Origin of the sequence: Sphingomonas sp. PvP056 (genome assembly GCF_040549155.1) — a bacterium.
Classification (GTDB): Bacteria; Pseudomonadota; Alphaproteobacteria; order Sphingomonadales; family Sphingomonadaceae; genus Sphingomonas.
The window spans coordinates 375,960-395,495 of sequence record NZ_JBEPST010000002.1; the positions used below are offsets into that span (position 1 = coordinate 375,960).

Below are 19,536 nucleotides of genomic sequence, written 5' to 3' on the forward strand. Positions count from 1 at the left end.
CCTGACACGACCTTATCCCGCCAACGCCTCGCCCATTTGGCGGATCGCGGCGATCTTCGCATGGAATGGTGCCCAATCATCGCGCTGATCGATCGCCGCCCAGATCGCCTCGACCTCGTCGATCAGCATCGAACAGGGCGCAGCCGACCAATAGGGGTGGGCACGCGCTTTCCGCGGCGCATAGCCCGCCAGCGCGACGCGCAGGGGATCGAAAGCCTCGCCCTCCGGAACGGTGCCGCCGAAGGCGTCGAAGAAGAAGCGGTCGATCCCGATCGCGCTCTGCGTCAGGCCCTGTTCGATCGTCTGGACCAGCGCGCGGTCGCGCGTCGGCTCTTGCGGCACGACGCCAAGCCGCCACAGGATCGCGTCGGACACGGCGCGCTGATAGCGCTCCGGGAAGGTCTCGAGGATGTCGATCAGCGGTTGCGCCTCGCTGACGGTGCGCAGGGCGACCGCGAGTTGCATCACATTCCAGTGGATCGCCTCGGGCTGGCGACCGAAGGCGTAAAGCCCCGCGTGGTCGAAATAGGCCGCGGTAAACGCCGGGTCCCATGTCGGCGCCCAACGCCACGGGCCATAGTCGAAGCTCTCGCCCGTCACGTTGATATTGTCGGTGTTGAGCACCCCGTGGACGAACCCCGCCGCCATATAGCTGGCCGCAAGCGTCGCGGTCCGCCCCACGACAAGGTCGAGCAGCCGCGCAGGCGCGTCCTCGCCTGGTTCCTCGCCATACAGGTTGCGGAGCACATATCCGATCAGCCGAGTCATGCTCTCCGCATCGCGCAGATAGGCGAGCCGCTGGAACGTGCCGATCCGGATGTGGCTGTGGCTGAGCCGCACCAGCACCGCCGAGCGCGTCGGCGAAGGCTCGTCGTTGCGCTCCAACTCCTCCCCGGTCTCGATCAGCGAGAAACTCCGCGACGTCGGCACGCCCAGCGCCTCGAGCATCTCCGTCGCTAGCACTTCGCGCATCCCGCCCTTGAGCGTGAGCCGACCGTCACCGAAGCGGCTCCACGGCGTCGTCCCCGATCCCTTGGTGGCGAGGTCCATCAACCGGTCGCGGTCATCCCGCAGCTGTGCGAACAGGAACCCGCGGCCGTCGCCAATCTCGGGGTTGTAGTTGCGGAACTGGTGGCCGTGATAGCGTAGCGCAAGCGGCTCCTCGAGGCTGCCCGGCATCGCCGCGAAGCGCCCGAAATGCTCGATCCACTCCGCCGCCCCCAGATCCCCAAGGCCCACCTCGGCGGCGGCGCGATCGTTGCGGAAACGCAGGTGCGTTTCGGGGAAATTCGCCGCGACGACAGGATCATAGAATGCGTCGCCGAGATCGAGGATCGCGGTTTCGGGGCGATAGGGTTGCGGGTGCTGGTCCATACGTGAATATGGAGGGTACCAACCGCAGGACGCAACCATGCCACCGTACGAAAACCGATATTGGTGGTCCAATGACGGCCTCCGCCTCCATTATCGGGATTATCCGGGTCCTGCCGATCGCCCGCCGATCCTGTGCCTGCCCGGTCTGACGCGCAACGCGCGCGACTATCACGACCTCGCGCTACGCCTGTCCCCCGACTGGCGCGTGATCGCGATCGACCTGCGCGGGCGCGGCGACAGCGGTTATGCCAAGGACCCGATGAGCTATGTGCCGCTCACCTATGTCCAGGACGTGGAGGCGTTGCTGCGCGAACTGGACGTAGCGCGCTACGTCGCGTTCGGCACGTCGCTTGGCGGGATCGTGGCGATGCTGCTGGCGGGGACCGCTCGGGAAAAGCTGGCGGGGTTGGTACTCAACGACGTCGGCCCGGAGATCAGCCCCGAGGGCCTGTCGCGGATCCGCAGCTATGTCGGCAAGTCCAACACCTGGCCAACCTGGCTCCACGCCGCGCGCGCGGTCGCGGAGGCGAACGAGTCGGTCTATCCCGATTTCCAGCTCGAGGACTGGCTGGCGATGGCCAAGCGGTTGTACCGGCTCAACAGCGCCGGGCGGATCGTGCTCGATTACGACATGAAGATCGCCGAACCGTTCCGTGTCCCTGGCAACGAAGCGGGGCCCGACATGTGGCGCGCGCTTGAGGGGCTCAAGACCGTGCCCACGTTGCTGGTGCGCGGCGCGACCTCGGACGTGCTCGCGGCGAGTGTTGCCGAGCGGATGGCCGGGGTGCTGGAGCAGGGCGACCTCCTCACGATCCCCGCCACCGGCCATGCGCCGACGCTCGACGAACCCGCGGCGATCGCCGCGATCGACCGACTGCTCGCCCGGATCGCCGCGGAACCCGCTTCGGGCTGAGGCGTCTCCAAGGGACTGAAACCGGGAGCCCTTGCATGACCGACCTGTCCGACGCGCACACCGCGATGCCGAGCCTGAAGGGCAAGCGGGTGATCATCACCGGCGGCACCACCGGCATCGGTCGCGCAATCGCCGTGCTGCTGGCGAGCGAAGGCGCGCGCGTCTTTATCTGCGGTCGGAGCGACGAACACCTGGCCGATGCGCTCGCGCGGATCCGCGAAGTGGGCGAGGGCGACGGCATCACGCTCGACCTTTCGCATGAGGCGAGTCCCAAGGCGTTCGTCGCGGCGGGCAAGGCGTATCTGGGTGGGGTCGATGTCTCGGTGATCAACGCCGCGATCGCTGCGGAAGGCCTGAGCGACATGTCCGAGGAGGAGGTCCGCTATGCCATTGCCACCAACTTCACCGGATATCTAATGACCGCGCACGCCTCGATCCCCGCGCTCGATGGCGCGGGCGACATCGTGCTGATCGGATCGATGAGCGCGCATGTGCTCGGGCCCAACTCCACGGTCTACGCCGGGATCAAATACGGCATCCAGGGCTTTGCCGAGGCGTTTCGCCGCGAGATGGGGCCGAAGGGCGTGCGCGTATCGCTGGTCGAACCCGGTCTCACCGGATCGACCATGCAGGAACCCGAATCGCCGCCCGAGAAGCAGCGCGAGAAGATCCGCGATGAAACCTCGCTGCGCGCGGAAGACATTGCGGTCGGCGTGCAGTACATCCTGACGCAGCCACGCCGCACGGTTATCCAGCAGCTCACCATCTCGCCGCGGAACCAGGATTCAGAATGACCTTTCCCCATGACGCGCTGATCTTCACTCCTGCCGATGTCGACCTGAGCAAGTCTCCGCTCGCCGGACAGATCGACGCCGAGACCTATGTCCTCGGCGCGTTCAATCCCGGGATGACGCGGCTCCCCAACGGTAATCTGCTGCTGATGGTGCGGATCGCCGAGGCGCTGCGCACGCCGATTAAGGAACAGCAGATCCACGCGATCCGCTGGCATGACGGTGGTTTCTGCCTCGACGCCTGGCCGCTCGATTTCGTCGACACGGCCGACCCGCGCAAGTTCATGATGCGCGGCGGCGGGTGGAAGGTGATGGCGCTGACCTCGCTGTCGTGGCTGCTCCCGGTCGAACTCAACGCCGACGGCACGGCGGTGGTGGCAGTGCATTACGACAAGGCGATCGCGCCACGGGCGTCGTACCAATGTTATGGCGTCGAGGATGCCCGGATCAGCAAGGTCGGCGAGCGCTATCTGATGACGACCTGCTCGGTCAGCCCGGAGCGGCATTCGACGACGCTGTACAGCTCCGACAACGCCCTCGACTGGACGCTCGAGGGGATCGTGCTCGATCACCAGAACAAGGACATGCTGATCTTCGAAGGGCTGGTCGGCGGCAAATACTGGGCGCAGACGCGGCCCTTGGGCGACCTGTACTTCGCCTATCCGCCGGGGAGCGAATGGCGCGCGGGGCCGTCGATCAACCTGTCGACCTCGCCCGACGCGCTCCACTGGAAGCCGCACGAGCGCCCCGGCATCCGTCCGCATTCGGCGACGATGGCGACCGCGCGGATGGGCGGCGGCACGCCGCCGATCCTGGTCGACGGGCCGGACGGCGGTGGCTGGCTGAGCCTGTGGCACGGGGTCGAGCCGATGGGCGTGGTCGGCGTGTATCGCACCTATTGGTCGCTGCTCGACCGCGACGATCCCAGCCGGGTGATCCGCACCAGCCACGACGCGCTGATCGAAGCGAACCCGGCGCTGACCGATCCGCTGCGCGACCAGATGTATATCGACAACGTCGTCTTCACTACGGGCATCGCCGATGCGGGGGATCATTATGTCGTCGCGAGCGGGGAGGCGGATCTGGCGTGCCGGATCTCGCATTTGGCCAAGACGCTGTTTGAGTGATACCTTGGGGAAAGGCTGCTAACTCTTAATTTACGCTGCTTAGACAGGCGGTGACCGCTTCCAAAAGTTGTAAAAAGCCTTGGTCTACTTGGAGGCGGACAGGTTGATCTGCCGCGAATATTGGCGATAGCTGATCGCCGGGTAAGCCATGCCTGGCGAGCCATCAATATGGTAGCGACTTATGGAGTTGATATTCGAGATAATTTTGCAATTTCTCGGCGAGATCTTGCTACAGTTTGCCTTCGAGTCCCTGTCTGAGCTTGGCCTTCACGGCCTTGCAGAGACTTTCGAAAAGCGGAGAAATCCGTTTTTATCAACAATCGGTTTTGCGCTGTGGGGTGGGCTAGCTGGCGGCCTAAGCCTGCTGATTATGCCCAGATCCTTCATCTCCGACCTTGGCCTTTGCGAGGCAAATGTGCTGGTAACGCCGCTACTGGTTGGGGGGGGCGATGGTGCTGATCGGTCGATTGCGGGACAGAAAAGGGCAGAACCGGGTGGGCATAGACCGGTTTGGCTATGCCTTCGTGTTTGCGTTTTCGATGGCGGTTGTCCGTTTTAATTGGGCACGGTGAATCATGCTGATGGTTGCCTGTTGGCAGATACCGCGAGGCGGCTTTCGCCTAGTTGCGGACATTGCGCTGATGTGAAAAGCTCTCGCAATGAGGCAAATTATAACAATAGGGCTGTCGCTTGTAGCGGCAGCATGTGGAACAGGGGAAACGCCTCGCCAAACCGCTATCATGGACAAAATCGAGCATGGTGTGACGCTGCCTGTTGGTGCCGCTCCACTCAAAACCTACGCGCGATCATACACGGACACTTGGGATCAAAAGGTGATCGGAGTGTATGCTGTGTCTACGCAAGATCATGTGCCGATAGGCGGGCGCAGATGGTTCAAGGACATTCAGCACATATCGAGTCCAGCGGGCCAAGGCTGCGCAGTTGTTTACGTCATATATGACCTCCGGAAGAAGCGGTTGGCGACGCCTTTTTGCGAATATGCGCCGGGAAGCCACCCAGAGTTCCCGCATGAGATGTCGGGAACCTGACGTCCGCTCCCCACCAAGGCACAATAGTCGAAACTGAGATCACCCTACGCAGCTTGCGATGAGCGCTCGTCGTCGGCGGGGCCGTCCAGCCAGTCCCCTCCCGGGTCGCCAAGCGTGCGGATCCAGATGGTGCCGCCGTCGTTCTTGGCCTGATACATCAGCCGGTCTGCAACACCGACATGCGCCTTGTCGACACCGGTTTCGCTGAGGTTCAGCACCAGGGCGCCGATGCTACAGCCAAGCGGGAACGGCGTCTGCATGCAGTTCATCTCCAGATGCAGGGTCGTGGCGCGGCGGTAGCCTTCGGCTTCGCTGTCGACCGGCAGGAACAGCAGGAATTCGTCGCCCCCGATCCGGGCGAACACATCGTTCGGTCGGATCAGGTCACGGACCCCGTGCGCGAACGCCTGGAGGGCTTCGTCCCCCGCGGCATGGCCGTGCCGGTCGTTGATCTGCTTGAAGCCATCGAGATCGACATAGGCGAGGATGCCCCAAGCGCGATGCCGCGCGACCGCACCGGCATTGTCGTAGAAGGCCTGCTCGTTGGCGAGCCCGGTCAAGGAATCGCTGCGTGCGCGATGCCATTCACGATCGTACGAGCGGCGCGTGCCGGCCATCAGGACGATGATGATCGCCACCGCCAGCAGACGCATGGCCATGTTCCAGGCGATCGCCGTATGGCCGAGCGGATAGGCTTCCAGCCCGTTCGCGGCGAGCGATACCGCAACGCACGCGGCGCTGGTCAGCGCGGCGTCGCGCCATCCCAGGGTCCAGGCGGGCATGCACAGGATCAGCAGGTAGATCGGGCCGAACCAGAGGGTATTCCCGGTCGCATAATCGGCGAGCCCGACGATCACGACCGCTGCGGCGGTCAGGGCGCGTGCCCGGGCGCGCGAGAGTGCGGTCGTCCAGGCAATCAACGCGTCCAGCCGGTCATGCCAGCGCCGGGGAGGCGGCATCGCTTGAAGAGACAATGGTCTATTCATTTGGGTGCCGTAACGATCATAAGGTAAAGCTTGTGTTACCATGCCACCGGCGGGGCGCACCGGCGGGAGAGGACTACACTGACGCAGCTTCGTCGCGCCGTCACCTTGGCGTTTACCTGGCAGGCGAACCGCCCATCGCGCCAACGCCAGCCCTCCGACACGACGGGGCTGGTTTTGCGCCGCGGAGTCGGTAAGCACGCCCGCAATGCGCGCCGTGAACATCCTCCATCTGCACTCGACCTTCTCGCCGGGCGGGAAGGCGGCGCGTTGCGTGCGGCTGATCAATGCGTTCGGCGCCACTGCGCGCCATACGATCGCCTCCAGTATGGACGGCGCATATGGCGCCCAGAGCGAGATCGCGTCGGGCATCGATTACGAGATCGCGCAGAACCCGCCGCCGCTGACGGGTGGCCCCTCGGTCCAGCGGTACGAAGCGATCGCCGCGTATATGCGCCGGTTCGATCTGGTGCTGACGTATGATTGGGGCGCGATCGACGGGGTGATGGCGAAGCGCGTGTCGTCCAAGGGGATGCCCCCGGTGGTGCATCACGAGGATGGCTTCGATGCCGACGAAGCCGATGGGTTGAAGCCGCAACGCAACCTGTATCGCCGTTTCGCGCTGACCAAGGCCGATGCGCTGGTCGTGCCGTCGCAAACGCTCGAAGGGATCGCGCTCAAGACGTGGAAACAGCCGCGCGACCGCGTCCACCGGATTGCCACCGGAGTCGACACCGCGCTCTACGCCAAAAAGCCCGACCCCAAGGCAATCCCGGGTTTCAAGCGCAAGCCGGGCGAAGTCGTCATCGGCACGCTCGCTGGGCTGCGCGCGGTCAAGGACCTGCCGATGCTGGTGCGGGCGGTCGGAGGCCTGTCGGGTAAGGTGCGTCTGGTCATCGTCGGGGAAGGGCCCGAGCGACAGGCGATCCTCGACACCGCCGAGCGCATGGGGATGGAGAGCCAGCTCGTGCTTCCCGGCTTCCTGCCGGATCCGCATCGCTACATCGGCCTGTTCGACATCCTCGCGCTGTCGTCGAGGAGCGAGCAACTGCCGATCGCGGTGATCGAGGGGATGGCGGCGGGCCTGCCGATCGTGGCCACCCCGGTCGGGGATATCCTGGCGATGGTTTCGCCCGACAATCACAGCTTTATCGAACGGCGCACGCATGAAGTGGCTTTGCGCGATTCACTGCAGACCTTATGTGATGCCTCGCCCGAGCAGCGCGGCTGGCTGGGGCAGAAGAATCGGGCAAAGGCGATCGCGGAATTTGACGAGGCGACGATGATTGCGCGGTATCGCGCGTTATACTCCACGGTCCTCGGCCAGCCAGGCCGGCTGGGCTGATTCACGATTTGCCGCTGGTGGCATCCAACGCCTATATCGAACGTATGTTAACCCGGGAGCCGTTCACTTGTTCAAAGGTTTGAAGCCCATCGTTTATGGAGGCCGCGAGGTCTGGCCGCTCGTTGAGGGCGGTAAGGGCGTCGCCGCGACCAACCATGCGAGCGCGGGCGCCTGGGCCGCGGCTGGCGGGATCGGGACGGTATCGGCGGTCAACGCCGACAGCTACGATCCCGACGGCAAGATCATCCCGCAGGTCTATACCAAGCTGACCCGGCGCGAACGCCATGAGGAACTGATCGAGTTCGCGATCGAGGGCGCGGTCCAGCAGGTCCAGCGCGCCTATGATATCGCGGGTGGCCAGGGCGCGATCAACATCAACGTGCTGTGGGAAATGGGCGGCGCGCAGCGGATCCTCAACGGCGTGCTCGAACGCACCCGTGGTCTCGTCGCGGGTGTCACCTGCGGCGCGGGCATGCCGTACAAGCTGAGCGAGATCGCCTCGTCCTACGAGGTCAGCTATCTCCCGATCGTCAGCTCGGGCCGCGCGTTTCGCGCCTTGTGGAAGCGCGCCTATTCCAAGGCGGCGGATTATCTGTCGGCAGTGGTGTATGAAGATCCGTGGCTCGCGGGCGGGCATAACGGCCTGTCCAACGCCGAGGATCCGTTGCAGCCGCAGGACCCGTATCCGCGCGTCAAGGCGCTGCGCGACACGATGCGCGAAGGCGGCATTTCGGACGACGTGCCGATCGTGATGGCGGGCGGCGTCTGGTATTTGCGCGACTGGTCCGACTGGATTGACAATCCCGAACTCGGCGCGATCGCGTTCCAGTTCGGCACGCGCCCGCTGCTGACGCAGGAAAGCCCGATTCCCGAGGATTGGAAGGCGCGCCTTACCAATATCCAGGAAGGCGAGGTGCTGCTGCATCGCTTCTCCCCGACCGGTTTCTATTCGAGCGCGGTGCTCAACCCGTTCCTGCGGCATCTGCAGGCACGCTCGGAGCGCCAGATCGCCTTCTCGACGCAGAGCGCGGGCGACCACACGTTCCAGCTCGATGTCGGCGTGAAGGGCAAGAACTTCTGGGTCACGCGCAACGATCTGCTCAGCGCGCGCGAATGGTTCGGCGCGGGGTATACCGACGCGCTCAAGACGCCGGACAACACGCTCGTCTTCGTGACGCCCGAGGACAAGGGCGTGATCCGCAAGGATCAGGCGGATTGCATGGGCTGTCTCAGCCAGTGCTCCTTCTCATCCTGGTCGGATACGGAGACCAACTCGACCGGTCGCCTCGCCGATCCGCGCAGCTTCTGCATCCAGAAAACGCTGCAGGACATCGCGCACGGTGGTGACGTCGAGCAGAATCTGATGTTCGCCGGGCATGGCGCGTATCAGTTCAAGCGTGATCCGTTCTATTCGAATGGGTTCGTGCCGACGGTGAAGCAGCTAGTGGATCGCATCCTGACGGGTGACTGAGGGGCGAACTCGCCAATCTCATCACTTACTGCGCTTCCCCGGCGAAGGCCGGGGCCCAGTAGCGTAGGTTTTGGTAATGGAGCGCAGCGGCCAGCATTCTCCTGTTTCGCTACTGGGCCCCGGCCTTCGCCGGGGAAGCGAAAAGAGGGGGGAAGCGGAAGGAGGGGGAAGCGGAAAGCAAAAAAGGGGGAGCGACGCAGATCCCCCCGCCGTTCCCACACCGCCCCCCACGCGCTACAGCCCCGCGATGCACCTGCGCACCACCGCCCTGATCCTCGGCGTCCGCCACCACGGCGAGCACGGCGCGATCGTGCGCGCGCTGACCCCCGAGGATGGATTGCAGGCGGGCTATGTGCGCGGCGGCCGGTCCAGCCGGATCCGGCCGATCCTGCAACCCGCCAACCGCGTCGTCGGCGAATGGCGCGCGCGGACCGACGACCAGCTCGCCAGCCTGACGGTCGAGCTCGTCACCAGCCGCGCGCCGCTCTATGCCGAACCGCTGCCCGCGCTCGCGCTCGACTGGGTGACCGCCCTTACCGCCGCCGCCTTGCCCGAGGCCTTGCCCTATCCCCGCCTGTACCTCGCGCTTGATGCGGTGATCGAAGCGATCGCGCTCGCCCCCGCCGCGCGCGGTTGGGCGCTGACGCTTGCGCGCTACGAGCAACTGGTGTTGGCGGAGCTGGGCTACGGGCTCGATGACGACGCGCTGCCGCGTGCGCTGACCGATCCCACGGCGGACGACTGGTCCGATGTCTTCGCGGCCCTGCGCGTGCTGGGCGAAGCGCTGGGGGCGCAGATCATGGTCGATCGACGCGCCGTAACGCTCGAATCGCGGGCTCGTTTGATCGATCGGCTCAAAAGGGCGGTTGCGTGATGCGTCAAGGCTCGGCATGGCCGCGCCTTCGACTGACGGATGGGGACGGACCTTGGCACTGATCGCAATCCTCGCTGGAGACGGCATCGGCCCGGAAGTGACGCACGAGGCGCGCCGCGTGCTCGAAGCGCTCGGGCTCGACCTCACCTTCGAGACCGGGCTGGTCGGTGGCGCTGCCTACCGCAAGACGAGCCACCCGCTGCCGCCTGAGACGCTCGCGCTCGCGAAGCGTGCGGACGCGATCCTGTTCGGCGCGGTCGGCGATCCGGACATGGACGGGCTCGAACGCGCAGTGCGGCCCGAACAGGCGATCCTCGGCTTGCGCAAGGAACTTGGTCTGTTCGCCAATATCCGGCCCGCGACGATGCTCCCGGGGCTGGAGGATTCCTCCGCGCTTCGCCCCGAGATCGCGCGCGCGATCGACATGGTGATCGTCCGCGAACTGACCGGCGACGTCTATTTCGGCGACAAGAGCCGTGGTTTTTCGCACACCGGCCTGCGCGAAGCGCATGACATGATGCGCTACGACGAGGTCGAGATCGCCCGGATCGTGCGCGTCGGGTTCGAGATGGCGGCGCGGCGCAACCGGCGGCTGACCTCGGTCGACAAGGCCAATGTGCTCGAGACGTCGCAATTGTGGCGCGAAATCGTCAACGAGATCGCGCGCGACTATGCCGAGGTGAAGCTCAGCCACATGTACGTCGACAATGCCGCGATGCAGCTGGTGCGCAATCCCGGGGCGTTCGACGTGATCGTGACCAGCAACCTGTTCGGCGACATCCTGTCGGATCAGGCGAGCATGTGCGTGGGGTCGATCGGGATGCTCCCGTCGGCATCGCTCAACGACTGGCAGGGTAGCTGCGGCCTATACGAGCCGATCCACGGGTCGGCGCCCGACATTGCGGGGGAGGGCAAGGCCAACCCCTGCGCGGCGATTCTGTCGGCGGCGCTGCTGTTGCGGCACTCGCTGTCGGACGAGGCATCGGCGGTGCGTATGGAGGCGGCAGTACGTGCGGCAATTGCCGATGGTGCGCGGACGGTGGATCTCGGGGGTACGCTGACGACGTCACAGATGGGCGACGCGATCTTGGCCGCGCTGAACTAACCTTCTACTTCTGAAGCCCCTCCCCTTCAGGGGAGGGGTTGGGGGTGGGGACGTGTCTTATGGAGAGCTAGCCTCTGCTGGACTCCCCCACCCCAACCCCTCCCCTGAAGGGGAGGGGCTTTTATAGTCAGCGCCTCACCCGATCACCGTCTTCAAATTCATGAACTCGTGCAGCCCATACGGCCCGAGCTCACGCCCATGCCCCGACCGCTTCACGCCGCCGAACGGCGCTTCCGGCGACGACGCCAGCATCGCATTCACCGCGACCATGCCCGCCTCGATATCCCGCTCGAACCGCGCGCGTTCGTCGGCATCGTTGGTCCACACCGACGATCCCAGCCCGAACGGCACGGCATTCGCCAGCGCGATCGCCGCATCCAGATCCTCCGCGCGGAACAGCATCGCGATCGGCCCGAACAACTCCTCCTGCGCGACCGCATGATCGAGCGGCACGTCGACCAGGATCCCCGCCGACATATACGCCCCCTTGCCGGGCAACGCCTCGCCACCGAACAGCAGCTTGGCCCCGGCTTGTTCGAACAATTTGAGCTGTCCAAGCACTGTTTCGCGCTGTTCCTCGCTGGAAAGTGGCCCCATCGTGCTGTCCGGATCGAACGGATCACCCGCCACGACGGCCTTCATCCCCGCGGAGAATTTCTCGAAGAACGTGTCATAAACATCTGTATGCACGATCATTCGCTTTGCACAGATGCACGATTGCCCGGTGTTCTGGACGCGCGCGGTGACCGCCTGCGTGGCCGCCTCGTCGATGTCGGCGGACGGCATCACGATGAACGGGTCCGACCCGCCCAGTTCCAGCACCACCTTCTTGAGCGCGCGCCCCGCGGCTTCGGCGACCTTCATCCCCGCGCCTTCGCTGCCGGTAAGTGTCACCGCAACGATCCGGTCGTCCGCGATCAGGTCGGCGACCTTGTCCGATTTGATCGCAAGGTTCTGGAACAGACCCGCGGGGCCACCCGCGGCGATCACCATTTCCTCCAGCGCGGCACCGCAGCCCTGAACGTTGGAGGCGTGCTTCAGCAGCCCGACATTCCCCGCCATGATCGTCGGCGCCATGAAGCGAACTACTTGCCAATACGGGAAATTCCACGGCATCACCGCGAGCACCGGCCCCATCGGGTGCCACGTCGCGGTCGCGCCAGGGAAACTGCGCGGCTCCAGCATCGCGGGGCCTTCCTGCGCATAATGACGGAAAGCGGCGGCGCATTTCTGTACCTCGGCGATCGCGGACTTGAGGGTCTTGCCCATTTCCCGCGTCGCGATCTCGGCGAGGCGATGCGTGTTGGCGTCAAATTGCTCTGCAATCCGCTCCAACAGCGCGGCGCGCTCCGCCGGGTCGGTCAGCCGCCACTGCCGATAGGCGGCCTCCGCTTGTGCAACCTTCGCCGCGATCTCGTCCTGGGTCAGCTCGGCGAAGCTTTCGCCCGGCGCGCCGGTGGCGGGGTTGATGCTGGTGAACATGGGCGAAGGCTCCTGTGACATGGGTCCGGGATGGGATTATGTTCTGACAAACGCAAAGTCTTGCCGCGGTATCCTTGACCCCCGTCGCTTGCCTGCCGCATAGGTTGGCAATGGATACACCGATCGATGAGCTGACGTTCGAAGCGGCGCTAAAGGAACTGGAGGGGATCGTGTCGAGACTGGAAAGTGGGGACGCGCCGCTGGATCAGGCGATCGCGCTCTACGAGCGTGGCGACAAGCTGCGCCGGCGTTGCGACGACCGGCTGAACGCCGCGCAGGCCCGGATCGAGGCGATCCGCACCGACAGTGAGGGGCGCGCCATCGGCACGCAGCCCTTTGCAGCAGGTTGATCCCGTGAGCATGGCGCCCCTGTCGCTCGCCGAGGCTTTGGCCGAGGTGAGCCTCGACATCGATACCCGGCTCGATTCGCTGATCTCCGTCCCCGACGATGCCCGCGCGCCATTGTACCGCGCGATGCGGCACGCCGCGATCGGTGGCGGCAAGCGGCTTCGTCCGTTGCTGGTCATGGCGACAGCGCGGCTGTTCGCGGTCGATCGCGATTGCGTCGGCCGGGCCGGCATGGCGATTGAATGCGTCCACGTCTATTCGCTGATCCACGACGATCTGCCCGCGATGGACAATGACGACATGCGCCGCGGCAAGCCGACCGTCCATAAGGCGTTTGACGAGGCTACCGCGATCCTTGCGGGCGATTGCCTGCATGCGCTGGCGTTCGAGATCCTTTCCGATCCCGCGACCCACGCCGATCCGTTCGTGCGGAGCGAGCTCGTGCTCGATCTTGCCCGTGCAGCCGGCCCCGCCGGTATGGCAGGCGGTCAGGCGATGGACCTGGAAGCCGAGAAGACCACCTTCGACCTTCCGACCGTCACGCGGTTGCAGGCGATGAAGACCGGCGCGCTGATCGCCTGCTCGGTCGAGGCGGGCGCTATCCTCGGCAAGTTGCCGCCGGAAGGGCGCACCGGCCTGCGGGGCTACGCCCGTGATCTCGGCCTCGCGTTCCAGATCGCCGACGATATCCTCGACGTCGAAGGCGATGAAGCCGCGGTCGGCAAGAAGCTCCACAAGGATGCGGGTGCGGGCAAGGAAACCTTCCTGTCGCTGCTCGGCCTGCCGCGCGCGCGCGAACAGGCGCGGATGCTGGTCGATCAGGCGATCGCGCATCTCAAGCCGTATGGCGCGGAAGCCGATCTGCTCCGCGAGATCGCCCGGTTCACGCTCGAAAGAGATCGGTGACGATCCGTACGGGGGTCTATCCCGGCACCTTCGATCCGGTCACACTCGGGCACATGGACATCATCCGGCGCGGCGCGAAGCTGGTCGACCGGCTGGTGATCGGGGTTACGACCAACCCGTCCAAGTCGCCGATGTTCACGATCGACGAGCGGATGGCGATGGTCCAGCGCGAGGTCGAAGGCGTCGCGGGTGAAATTCACGTCGTCAGCTTCGATTCGCTGCTGATGGATTTCGCCGAGCGCGAAGGCGCCAAGGTCATCGTCCGCGGGCTTCGGGCGGTCGCTGATTTTGAATATGAGTATCAGATGGCGGGGATGAACCAGCAGATCAATCCGCGCGTCGAGACCGTATTTCTGATGGCGGACGTTTCGCTCCAGCCGATCGCCAGCCGACTGGTCAAGGAAATCGCGCTCTACGGCGGGCCGATCGACCGTTTCGTCACCGCGACCGTCGCCGCGGAGGTCGCCGAACGGGTCGATCGCATCGGTCGCAAGGGCGAAGCGCATCGCCAGCGGCCCTGATTTCCACCACGGCCCTAATGTGGTCGCTTTCGCACGGCATCTGCCGCAACACGCTGGCGGTGACGTTCACGTTGGCGCAAGCGACGACTTGGTCTAAGCGACCATTCATCGAGATTTTCGCGGGGACCTGATGCGTTTCGTAGCCACCCTTCTTGCCTTCATCCTGGCACTGGTTTCCGGCCCCGCTTTCGCCGCAAAGAAAGACAAGGTCGAGGTCCAGGACACCAAGGTGTCGACCGCCAACCGCCCGGCGGTGCCGTCGGTCACCGACCCGGCGAACCTGTGGTATCTCGACCTGTCGACCGGTGGCCGCGTTGTCATCTGGTTGCGTCCGGATGCCGCGCCCAAGATGGTCGAGCGGGTAAAGCTGCTGACCAGCCAGCATTTCTATGACGGCCTGCTGTTCCACCGCGTGATCGAAGGCTTCATGGCGCAGACCGGCGACCCCAAGGGTGACGGTACCGGCGGCTCGACGCTGCCAAACGTTGACGCCGAGTTCAACTGGCTGCCGCACGTGCGCGGCGCGGTTTCGGCCGCGCGCGAGGGCGCCCCCGAAGGCGCGACCGTCGAGGCAGTGACCAAGGCCGAGAACAGCGCCAACAGCCAGTTCTTCATCGTGTTCAATCCGACGATGAAGCTCGACAAGAAGTACACCGTGTTCGGCCGCGTCATCTCCGGCATGGAATATGTCGATCAGGTCGCGCGCGGCGAGCCGCCGACGGCACCGTCGCGGATCCTCCACGCCTATCTCGGCACGGACAATCCCCCCGCTTATGTGCCCGCACCGCCTGCACCGGTCGCGCTTCCGACCACTGCGCCGGTCCTGAAGCTCGCGCCCAAGGCGAAGCCTCGTCCCGCGGCGGCACCTGCACCCCGCAAGAAGGCGGCATAATCCGCCAGCCGTTACGACACGGTAGAGGGGCGCGGTAGAGGAACGTCATGAAGGTCGACCTGTTCGATTTCGCGTTGCCGCCCGAGCGGATCGCGCTGCGCCCTGCCGTGCCGCGCGACTCCGCGCGGATGCTGGTGCTGGACGGCGCGGAGACGCGCGACCGGTCGGTTGCGGATCTCCCGACCACATTGCGCGCGGGCGATCTGCTCGTGTTCAACGATACGCGCGTGATCCCGGCGCAGCTGGAAGGGCGGCGTGGCGATTCGAAGATTGGTGCGACGCTCCACAAGCGCGAGGGGCCACGGCGCTGGCGGGCGTTCATCCGCAATGCCCGGCGACTGAAGCAGGACGATGCGATCGACTTTGGCGCAGGCGTCGTCGCGATGGCGCGCGACCGCGGCGAGGACGGCAGCTTCGCGCTCGATTTCGAAGGCGACGAGCCGGTCGAACTGCTGCTGGAACGCGCGGGGCGGATGCCGTTGCCGCCGTATATCGCCGCGCGCCGCCCCGCCGATGCGCAGGACCAGGACGATTACCAGACGATGTTCGCTGCCGAGAAAGGCGCCGTTGCGGCCCCTACCGCAGCGCTGCACTTTACGCCGGACTTGCTGGCACGGCTCGGCGCGGCGGGCATCGACCATGCGACGCTGACGCTCCATGTCGGGGCGGGCACGTTCCTTCCCGTCAAGGCGGACGACACGACCGAGCACAAGATGCACGCCGAATGGGGCCGGATCGACGCAGCAACGGCGGATCGGCTCAATGCGGTGCGCGCGAACGGTGGACGAGTCATCGCGGTCGGCACGACCAGCCTGCGGCTGATCGAAAGCGCGACTGACGACACCGACGTGATCCGTCCGTTCGAGGGCGATACGTCGATCTTCATCACGCCGGGTTATCGCTTCCGCGGGATCGACGGGCTGATGACCAACTTCCATCTACCGCGCTCGACATTGTTCATGCTCGTCTCTGCGCTGATGGGCACCGGCCGAATGCAAGGCGCCTACGACCATGCGATCCGCGACGGCTATCGCTTCTACAGCTATGGTGATGCGAGCCTGCTGCTTCCGTCGAAAGGGTAACGATGCGCGCTTTCCTGGCTGCCACCCTGATGATCGTCGCGCCCGTCGGTGTAACAGCTATGGCGCAGACGCCGCCCCCCGCCGCCGTCACCCCATCCGCACCTGCGCAACCGACCGCAACGATCGTCGCCGAACCCGCGGCGGTATTCATCGCTGCCTGCGACCAAGATGCGGACGGCCGCACCACGCGCGCCGAACTGACCGCGTGCGTCACGCGAAGCTTTGCACGGATCGACACCGCCAACAGCGGGTCGATCGGTTATATCGGATATGCCGATTGGGCTTTGTTGTGGCTCGGTGATCGCAATGCCCTGCCGAGCCCGTTCGGCGTCGACACCAATCAGGACAACAGGATCACCCCGGACGAGTTGCAGGCGGAGTTCGGTCGGCTGTTCGACCGGTACGATGTCGATCGGAACGGCGTGGTGACGCGCGCCGAAGTCCTGTCGATTCGCAGCGGCCTGCGTCCCGTCGAAACCGGCAAGCGTGGGCGCCGCGGCGCACGGTGAGGTGATCGCCGCACATATCGCGTGACTTGCGGCGCAACGCGTTGCTAGTTGCAACCGATGTCTCAAGTCTCCGATGCGCTCGTCCGCCCCGTGCAGGAACCAAAGCCGACCACGCACAAGGGGTTGGTATATCCGTTCGGCGGGCTCGAGCCGGAAGCGGGAACTGCTATGCCGGTCGCACCTGGCATCCGCTGGGTCCGGCTGCACGTTCCGGGGCCATTGCGGCACGTCAACTGCTGGTTGCTCGACGATAGCGATGCACGCGGTGACGGCGTCGCGATGATCGATACCGGGATGAACACGGAAGCCGCCCGGGATGCGTGGAAGACGCTGTGGCGCGGCGATCTTGCCGGCGTGCGCGTGACCCGGATAATCGGAACGCATTTCCATCCCGATCATATCGGACTGGCCGGCTGGATGTGCGATCGCCACGCTGCGCCGCTCGTCATGCCGCGGGGCGAGTGGCTCACGGCCCGGATGCTGATCGCGGATGCCCGCGAAGCCGTCCCCGGCGAAATGGTCGCGTTCTGGCGCGGGGCAGGGTGGGACGACGCACAGCTTGCCCATGCGGAGAGCCGCGGCTGGGCCGGGTTTCAGCGCATCGTTACGCCGTTGCCGCTCAGCTTCACGCGGATCGCACACGACGACACTTTGACGATCGGAGGCGTGGAATGGCGCGTGGTGGTCGGGTCCGGGCATAGTCCGGAACATGCGTGCCTCTATGACCCGATCGGCAAGGTGCTGATCGCCGGCGATCAGGTGCTGCCCCGCATCAGTCCCAACGTATCGCTTGGCGTGACCGAACCCGAGGCTGACCCACTTGGCGAATGGTTCGCGTCGATCGCGCGGTTGAAGCAACTGCCCGACGATGTGCTGGTGTTGCCGGGGCACGGCGACCCGTTCACCGGGTTGCACCGCCGGCTCGACGCGATGGACCGCGAACACCGCGAGCGGCTCGACGAACTGCACGTGTTCCTGTCCGAACCGCGGCGCGCGGTCGATTGCTTCGGTCGGTTGTTCCGGCGCGCGATCGGCCCCGATGTCCTCGGTATGGCGACGGGGGAGGCGCTCGCGCATTTGCGGCGGCTCGAAGTCGAGGGGCGGGCCGAGCGTGAAATCATGGACGGCGTCTGGTGGTATCGCGCGCGGTGACACGCTAGCCTCTCCGCAACGCCACCGTGCGAATCACAGGAGAGCCCTATGTGCGATGAGCAAACCGCAGCCGACAACGACACGTTCCTCGGCAGTGGTGCCATCTCGCGACGGCAGTTCGGGGCGATGAGCGGCGCTGCCGGGTTGGCGATGCTGCTGCCCGCGCCTGCCAATGCGGCCACGATCAAAGGCCGCGACGTCGCGATCAAGACGCCGGATGGCAGCGCGGACGCCTATTTCGTCGCGCCAGCAACCGGCAAGCATCCTGCGGTATTGATGTGGCCCGACATCATGGGGTTGCGCCCGGCATTCCGGCAGATGGCGGACCGTCTGGCGCAGTCGGGTTATGCGGTGCTGGTCGTCAACCAATTCTACCGTTCGACCAAGTCGCCGTTTCTGGCCCCCGGCGAATCGTTCGACCAGCCTGAGGTCCGTGCCAAGATCATGCCGTTCACCAAGGCGCTAAGTCCGGCGGGGACGATGCGCGATGCGATCGCCTTCACCGCGTTCGTTGATGCGCAGCCGGAGGTCGATCGCAAACGCGGAATGGCGTCGAGCGGCTATTGCATGGGTGGACCTATGGTGATGCGGACCGCTGCGGCCGTGCCGGGCCGGATCAAGGCGGGCGCAACCTTCCACGGCGGTGGCATGGTCGGGAGCGAACCCGATGCGCCCGACAAGCTGATCCCGCAGATGAAGGCGGCGTATCTGATTGCGATCGCGGAGAATGACGATCAGCGCGCACCGACCGATAAGGATACGCTGAAGGCTGCCTTTGCCTCGGCAAAGTTGCCCGCCGAGATCGAAGTCTATCCGGGCACCAAGCACGGCTGGTGCCCGCCTGACAGCCGCGTGTACGACGCGGCTCAGGCGGACCGGGCATGGGGTCGCATGTTAGCGCTGTTCGGGCGGACGCTCTGACCACATTGACCGTGGGCACCGCATCGTTCTACTCCTGTTCCAGGTCGATTCGGGAGAGAAACAATGTCGCTGACGTTCTATACCAATCCGATGTCGCGCGGTCGTATGGTGCGCTGGATGCTCGAGGAAGTCGGGCAGCCGTACGAAACGGTCGTGCTCGATTACGCCACGACGATGAAGCACGAGCCGTATCGCGGGATCAACCCTATGGGGAAGGTCCCCGCGATCGTCCACGACGGACGGATCGTGACGGAGTGCGCGGCGATCTGCGCGTATCTGGCGGATGCGTTTCCCGGCGCAGGCCTGGCACCGTCGCTCGACGACCGCGTGGACTATTACCGGTGGATGTTCTTCGCGGCGGGACCGGTCGAACACGCGGTTACCAACAAGTCGCTTGGCGTGGTCCCGAACGAGCAGCAGCAGCGCATGGCAGGGTATGGAACGTTCGACCTGACGATCGAGACGTTGACCAAGGCGCTTACGGTCAACCCGTACTTTGCAGGCCAGTCGTTCAGTGCGGTCGACGTGTACGCGGGATCACAAATCCTGTGGGGAATGCGGTTCGGCTCGATCCCCAAGAACGCCGTGTTCGAGGATTATGCGAGCCGCGTCACAAGCCGCGCGGCGTATGTGCGGGCTGCGGAAATCGACGACGCACTGATCGCTGCGGCTACAGAGGCCGCATGATAGC

Annotated in this window: 19 protein-coding genes; 16 read left to right on the plus strand and 3 right to left on the minus strand. The window is 65.2% G+C overall.

Features of this window, described 5'->3' with window-relative positions:
- Positions 1 to 12 precede the first annotated feature (12 nt).
- On the minus strand, positions 13 to 1,374 hold the full coding sequence (locus tag ABIC17_RS06035) for a protein adenylyltransferase SelO (protein ID WP_354280045.1): 1,362 nt from the start codon (positions 1,372 to 1,374) through the stop codon (positions 13 to 15).
- Positions 1,375 to 1,411: 37 nt separating this feature from the next.
- On the opposite strand from ABIC17_RS06035, the gene ABIC17_RS06040 reads away from it, so the two are divergent.
- The 3 genes from ABIC17_RS06040 to ABIC17_RS06050 are packed head-to-tail and all read left to right on the plus strand — an operon-like array spanning position 1,412 to position 4,205.
- Entirely contained in the window at positions 1,412 to 2,287 is an 876-nt protein-coding gene (locus ABIC17_RS06040) for an alpha/beta fold hydrolase (protein WP_354280047.1), read from the plus strand.
- 35 nt (positions 2,288 to 2,322) lie between these two features.
- Complete coding sequence (locus ABIC17_RS06045; RefSeq protein ID WP_354280049.1) at positions 2,323 to 3,081, plus strand: SDR family oxidoreductase; 759 nt, start codon at positions 2,323 to 2,325, stop codon at positions 3,079 to 3,081.
- The gene (locus tag ABIC17_RS06050) at positions 3,078 to 4,205 is read left to right on the plus strand and encodes a glycoside hydrolase family 130 protein (protein WP_354280051.1); all 1,128 of its coding nucleotides are present in this window, start codon (positions 3,078 to 3,080) and stop codon (positions 4,203 to 4,205) included. Before ABIC17_RS06045 ends, ABIC17_RS06050 begins: the two co-directional genes overlap by 4 nt.
- Positions 4,206 to 5,298: 1,093 nt before the next feature.
- On the opposite strand, the gene ABIC17_RS06055 is transcribed toward ABIC17_RS06050, so the two are convergent.
- A complete protein-coding gene (locus ABIC17_RS06055) occupies positions 5,299 to 6,462 on the minus strand; it encodes a GGDEF domain-containing protein (protein WP_354280053.1) in 1,164 nt (387 codons plus the stop codon).
- On the opposite strand from ABIC17_RS06055, the gene ABIC17_RS06060 reads away from it, so the two are divergent.
- The 4 genes from ABIC17_RS06060 (at position 6,446) to leuB (ending at position 11,032) form a co-directional block, all read left to right on the plus strand.
- Positions 6,446 to 7,582: a glycosyltransferase family 4 protein gene (locus tag ABIC17_RS06060; protein ID WP_354280055.1), complete on the plus strand. Its 1,137-nt coding sequence runs from the start codon at positions 6,446 to 6,448 to the stop codon at positions 7,580 to 7,582. The genes ABIC17_RS06055 and ABIC17_RS06060 overlap by 17 nt on opposite strands.
- Before the next feature lie 67 nt (positions 7,583 to 7,649).
- Positions 7,650 to 9,053: an NAD(P)H-dependent flavin oxidoreductase gene (locus ABIC17_RS06065; protein WP_354280057.1), complete on the plus strand. Its 1,404-nt coding sequence runs from the start codon at positions 7,650 to 7,652 to the stop codon at positions 9,051 to 9,053.
- Between the two features lie 247 nt (positions 9,054 to 9,300).
- Entirely contained in the window at positions 9,301 to 9,927 is a 627-nt protein-coding gene (recO, locus tag ABIC17_RS06070) for a DNA repair protein RecO (RefSeq protein WP_354280059.1), read from the plus strand.
- 52 nt (positions 9,928 to 9,979) lie between these two features.
- Positions 9,980 to 11,032 carry a 3-isopropylmalate dehydrogenase gene (gene leuB / locus ABIC17_RS06075; RefSeq protein ID WP_354280060.1) on the plus strand — a complete coding sequence of 351 codons (1,053 nt, stop codon included), beginning with the start codon at positions 9,980 to 9,982 and terminating at the stop codon, positions 11,030 to 11,032.
- A 135-nt stretch (positions 11,033 to 11,167) separates the two neighbouring features.
- Here leuB and ABIC17_RS06080 read toward each other — a convergent pair whose 3' ends face one another.
- Positions 11,168 to 12,514, minus strand: a complete 1,347-nt coding sequence (locus tag ABIC17_RS06080) for an NAD-dependent succinate-semialdehyde dehydrogenase (protein WP_354280062.1) — start codon at positions 12,512 to 12,514, stop codon at positions 11,168 to 11,170.
- 110 nt (positions 12,515 to 12,624) lie between these two features.
- Here ABIC17_RS06080 and ABIC17_RS06085 point away from each other — a divergent pair, with 110 nt between their 5' ends.
- The 9 genes from ABIC17_RS06085 to ABIC17_RS06125 all read left to right on the plus strand — a co-directional run bounded on the left by ABIC17_RS06085 (position 12,625) and on the right by ABIC17_RS06125 (position 19,532).
- The gene (locus tag ABIC17_RS06085) at positions 12,625 to 12,864 is read left to right on the plus strand and encodes an exodeoxyribonuclease VII small subunit (RefSeq protein WP_354280064.1); all 240 of its coding nucleotides are present in this window, start codon (positions 12,625 to 12,627) and stop codon (positions 12,862 to 12,864) included.
- Positions 12,865 to 12,868: 4 nt separating this feature from the next.
- A complete protein-coding gene (locus tag ABIC17_RS06090; RefSeq protein WP_354280066.1) occupies positions 12,869 to 13,768 on the plus strand; it encodes a polyprenyl synthetase family protein in 900 nt (299 codons plus the stop codon).
- Positions 13,769 to 13,770: 2 nt separating this feature from the next.
- Positions 13,771 to 14,289 carry a pantetheine-phosphate adenylyltransferase gene (coaD, locus tag ABIC17_RS06095; protein ID WP_354280587.1) on the plus strand — a complete coding sequence of 173 codons (519 nt, stop codon included), beginning with the start codon at positions 13,771 to 13,773 and terminating at the stop codon, positions 14,287 to 14,289.
- Between the two features lie 130 nt (positions 14,290 to 14,419).
- The gene (locus ABIC17_RS06100) at positions 14,420 to 15,181 is read left to right on the plus strand and encodes a peptidylprolyl isomerase (protein WP_354280068.1); all 762 of its coding nucleotides are present in this window, start codon (positions 14,420 to 14,422) and stop codon (positions 15,179 to 15,181) included.
- A 47-nt stretch (positions 15,182 to 15,228) separates the two neighbouring features.
- Positions 15,229 to 16,263: a tRNA preQ1(34) S-adenosylmethionine ribosyltransferase-isomerase QueA gene (gene queA / locus ABIC17_RS06105; RefSeq protein ID WP_354280071.1), complete on the plus strand. Its 1,035-nt coding sequence runs from the start codon at positions 15,229 to 15,231 to the stop codon at positions 16,261 to 16,263.
- A gap of 2 nt (positions 16,264 to 16,265) precedes the next feature.
- Entirely contained in the window at positions 16,266 to 16,772 is a 507-nt protein-coding gene (locus ABIC17_RS06110) for an EF-hand domain-containing protein (RefSeq protein ID WP_354280072.1), read from the plus strand.
- A 57-nt stretch (positions 16,773 to 16,829) separates the two neighbouring features.
- The gene (locus ABIC17_RS06115; protein WP_354280074.1) at positions 16,830 to 17,924 is read left to right on the plus strand and encodes an MBL fold metallo-hydrolase; all 1,095 of its coding nucleotides are present in this window, start codon (positions 16,830 to 16,832) and stop codon (positions 17,922 to 17,924) included.
- A 48-nt stretch (positions 17,925 to 17,972) separates the two neighbouring features.
- Complete coding sequence (locus ABIC17_RS06120; RefSeq protein WP_354280075.1) at positions 17,973 to 18,845, plus strand: dienelactone hydrolase family protein; 873 nt, start codon at positions 17,973 to 17,975, stop codon at positions 18,843 to 18,845.
- Positions 18,846 to 18,908: 63 nt separating this feature from the next.
- Positions 18,909 to 19,532, plus strand: a complete 624-nt coding sequence (locus ABIC17_RS06125) for a glutathione S-transferase family protein (RefSeq protein WP_354280077.1) — start codon at positions 18,909 to 18,911, stop codon at positions 19,530 to 19,532.
- Positions 19,533 to 19,536 lie beyond the last annotated feature (4 nt).

What these genes read in the sequence shown, in the direction of transcription:
- ABIC17_RS06060 (WP_354280055.1), top strand. Translation starts at nt 6,446, where the DNA reads ATGCGCGCCGTGAACATCCTCCATCTGCACTCGACCTTCTCGCCGGGC.
- recO (WP_354280059.1), top strand. Translation starts at nt 9,301, where the DNA reads ATGCACCTGCGCACCACCGCCCTGATCCTCGGCGTCCGCCACCACGGC.
- queA (WP_354280071.1), top strand. Translation starts at nt 15,229, where the DNA reads ATGAAGGTCGACCTGTTCGATTTCGCGTTGCCGCCCGAGCGGATCGCG.
- ABIC17_RS06115 (WP_354280074.1), top strand. Translation starts at nt 16,830, where the DNA reads ATGTCTCAAGTCTCCGATGCGCTCGTCCGCCCCGTGCAGGAACCAAAG.
- ABIC17_RS06120 (WP_354280075.1), top strand. Translation starts at nt 17,973, where the DNA reads ATGTGCGATGAGCAAACCGCAGCCGACAACGACACGTTCCTCGGCAGT.
- ABIC17_RS06045 (WP_354280049.1), top strand. Translation starts at nt 2,323, where the DNA reads ATGACCGACCTGTCCGACGCGCACACCGCGATGCCGAGCCTGAAGGGC.
- ABIC17_RS06055 (WP_354280053.1), bottom strand. Translation starts at nt 6,462, where the DNA reads ATGTTCACGGCGCGCATTGCGGGCGTGCTTACCGACTCCGCGGCGCAA.
- ABIC17_RS06040 (WP_354280047.1), top strand. Translation starts at nt 1,412, where the DNA reads ATGCCACCGTACGAAAACCGATATTGGTGGTCCAATGACGGCCTCCGC.
- ABIC17_RS06050 (WP_354280051.1), top strand. Translation starts at nt 3,078, where the DNA reads ATGACCTTTCCCCATGACGCGCTGATCTTCACTCCTGCCGATGTCGAC.
- ABIC17_RS06035 (WP_354280045.1), bottom strand. Translation starts at nt 1,374, where the DNA reads ATGGACCAGCACCCGCAACCCTATCGCCCCGAAACCGCGATCCTCGAT.
- ABIC17_RS06110 (WP_354280072.1), top strand. Translation starts at nt 16,266, where the DNA reads ATGCGCGCTTTCCTGGCTGCCACCCTGATGATCGTCGCGCCCGTCGGT.
- ABIC17_RS06080 (WP_354280062.1), bottom strand. Translation starts at nt 12,514, where the DNA reads ATGTTCACCAGCATCAACCCCGCCACCGGCGCGCCGGGCGAAAGCTTC.
- ABIC17_RS06125 (WP_354280077.1), top strand. Translation starts at nt 18,909, where the DNA reads ATGTCGCTGACGTTCTATACCAATCCGATGTCGCGCGGTCGTATGGTG.
- ABIC17_RS06085 (WP_354280064.1), top strand. Translation starts at nt 12,625, where the DNA reads ATGGATACACCGATCGATGAGCTGACGTTCGAAGCGGCGCTAAAGGAA.
- ABIC17_RS06100 (WP_354280068.1), top strand. Translation starts at nt 14,420, where the DNA reads ATGCGTTTCGTAGCCACCCTTCTTGCCTTCATCCTGGCACTGGTTTCC.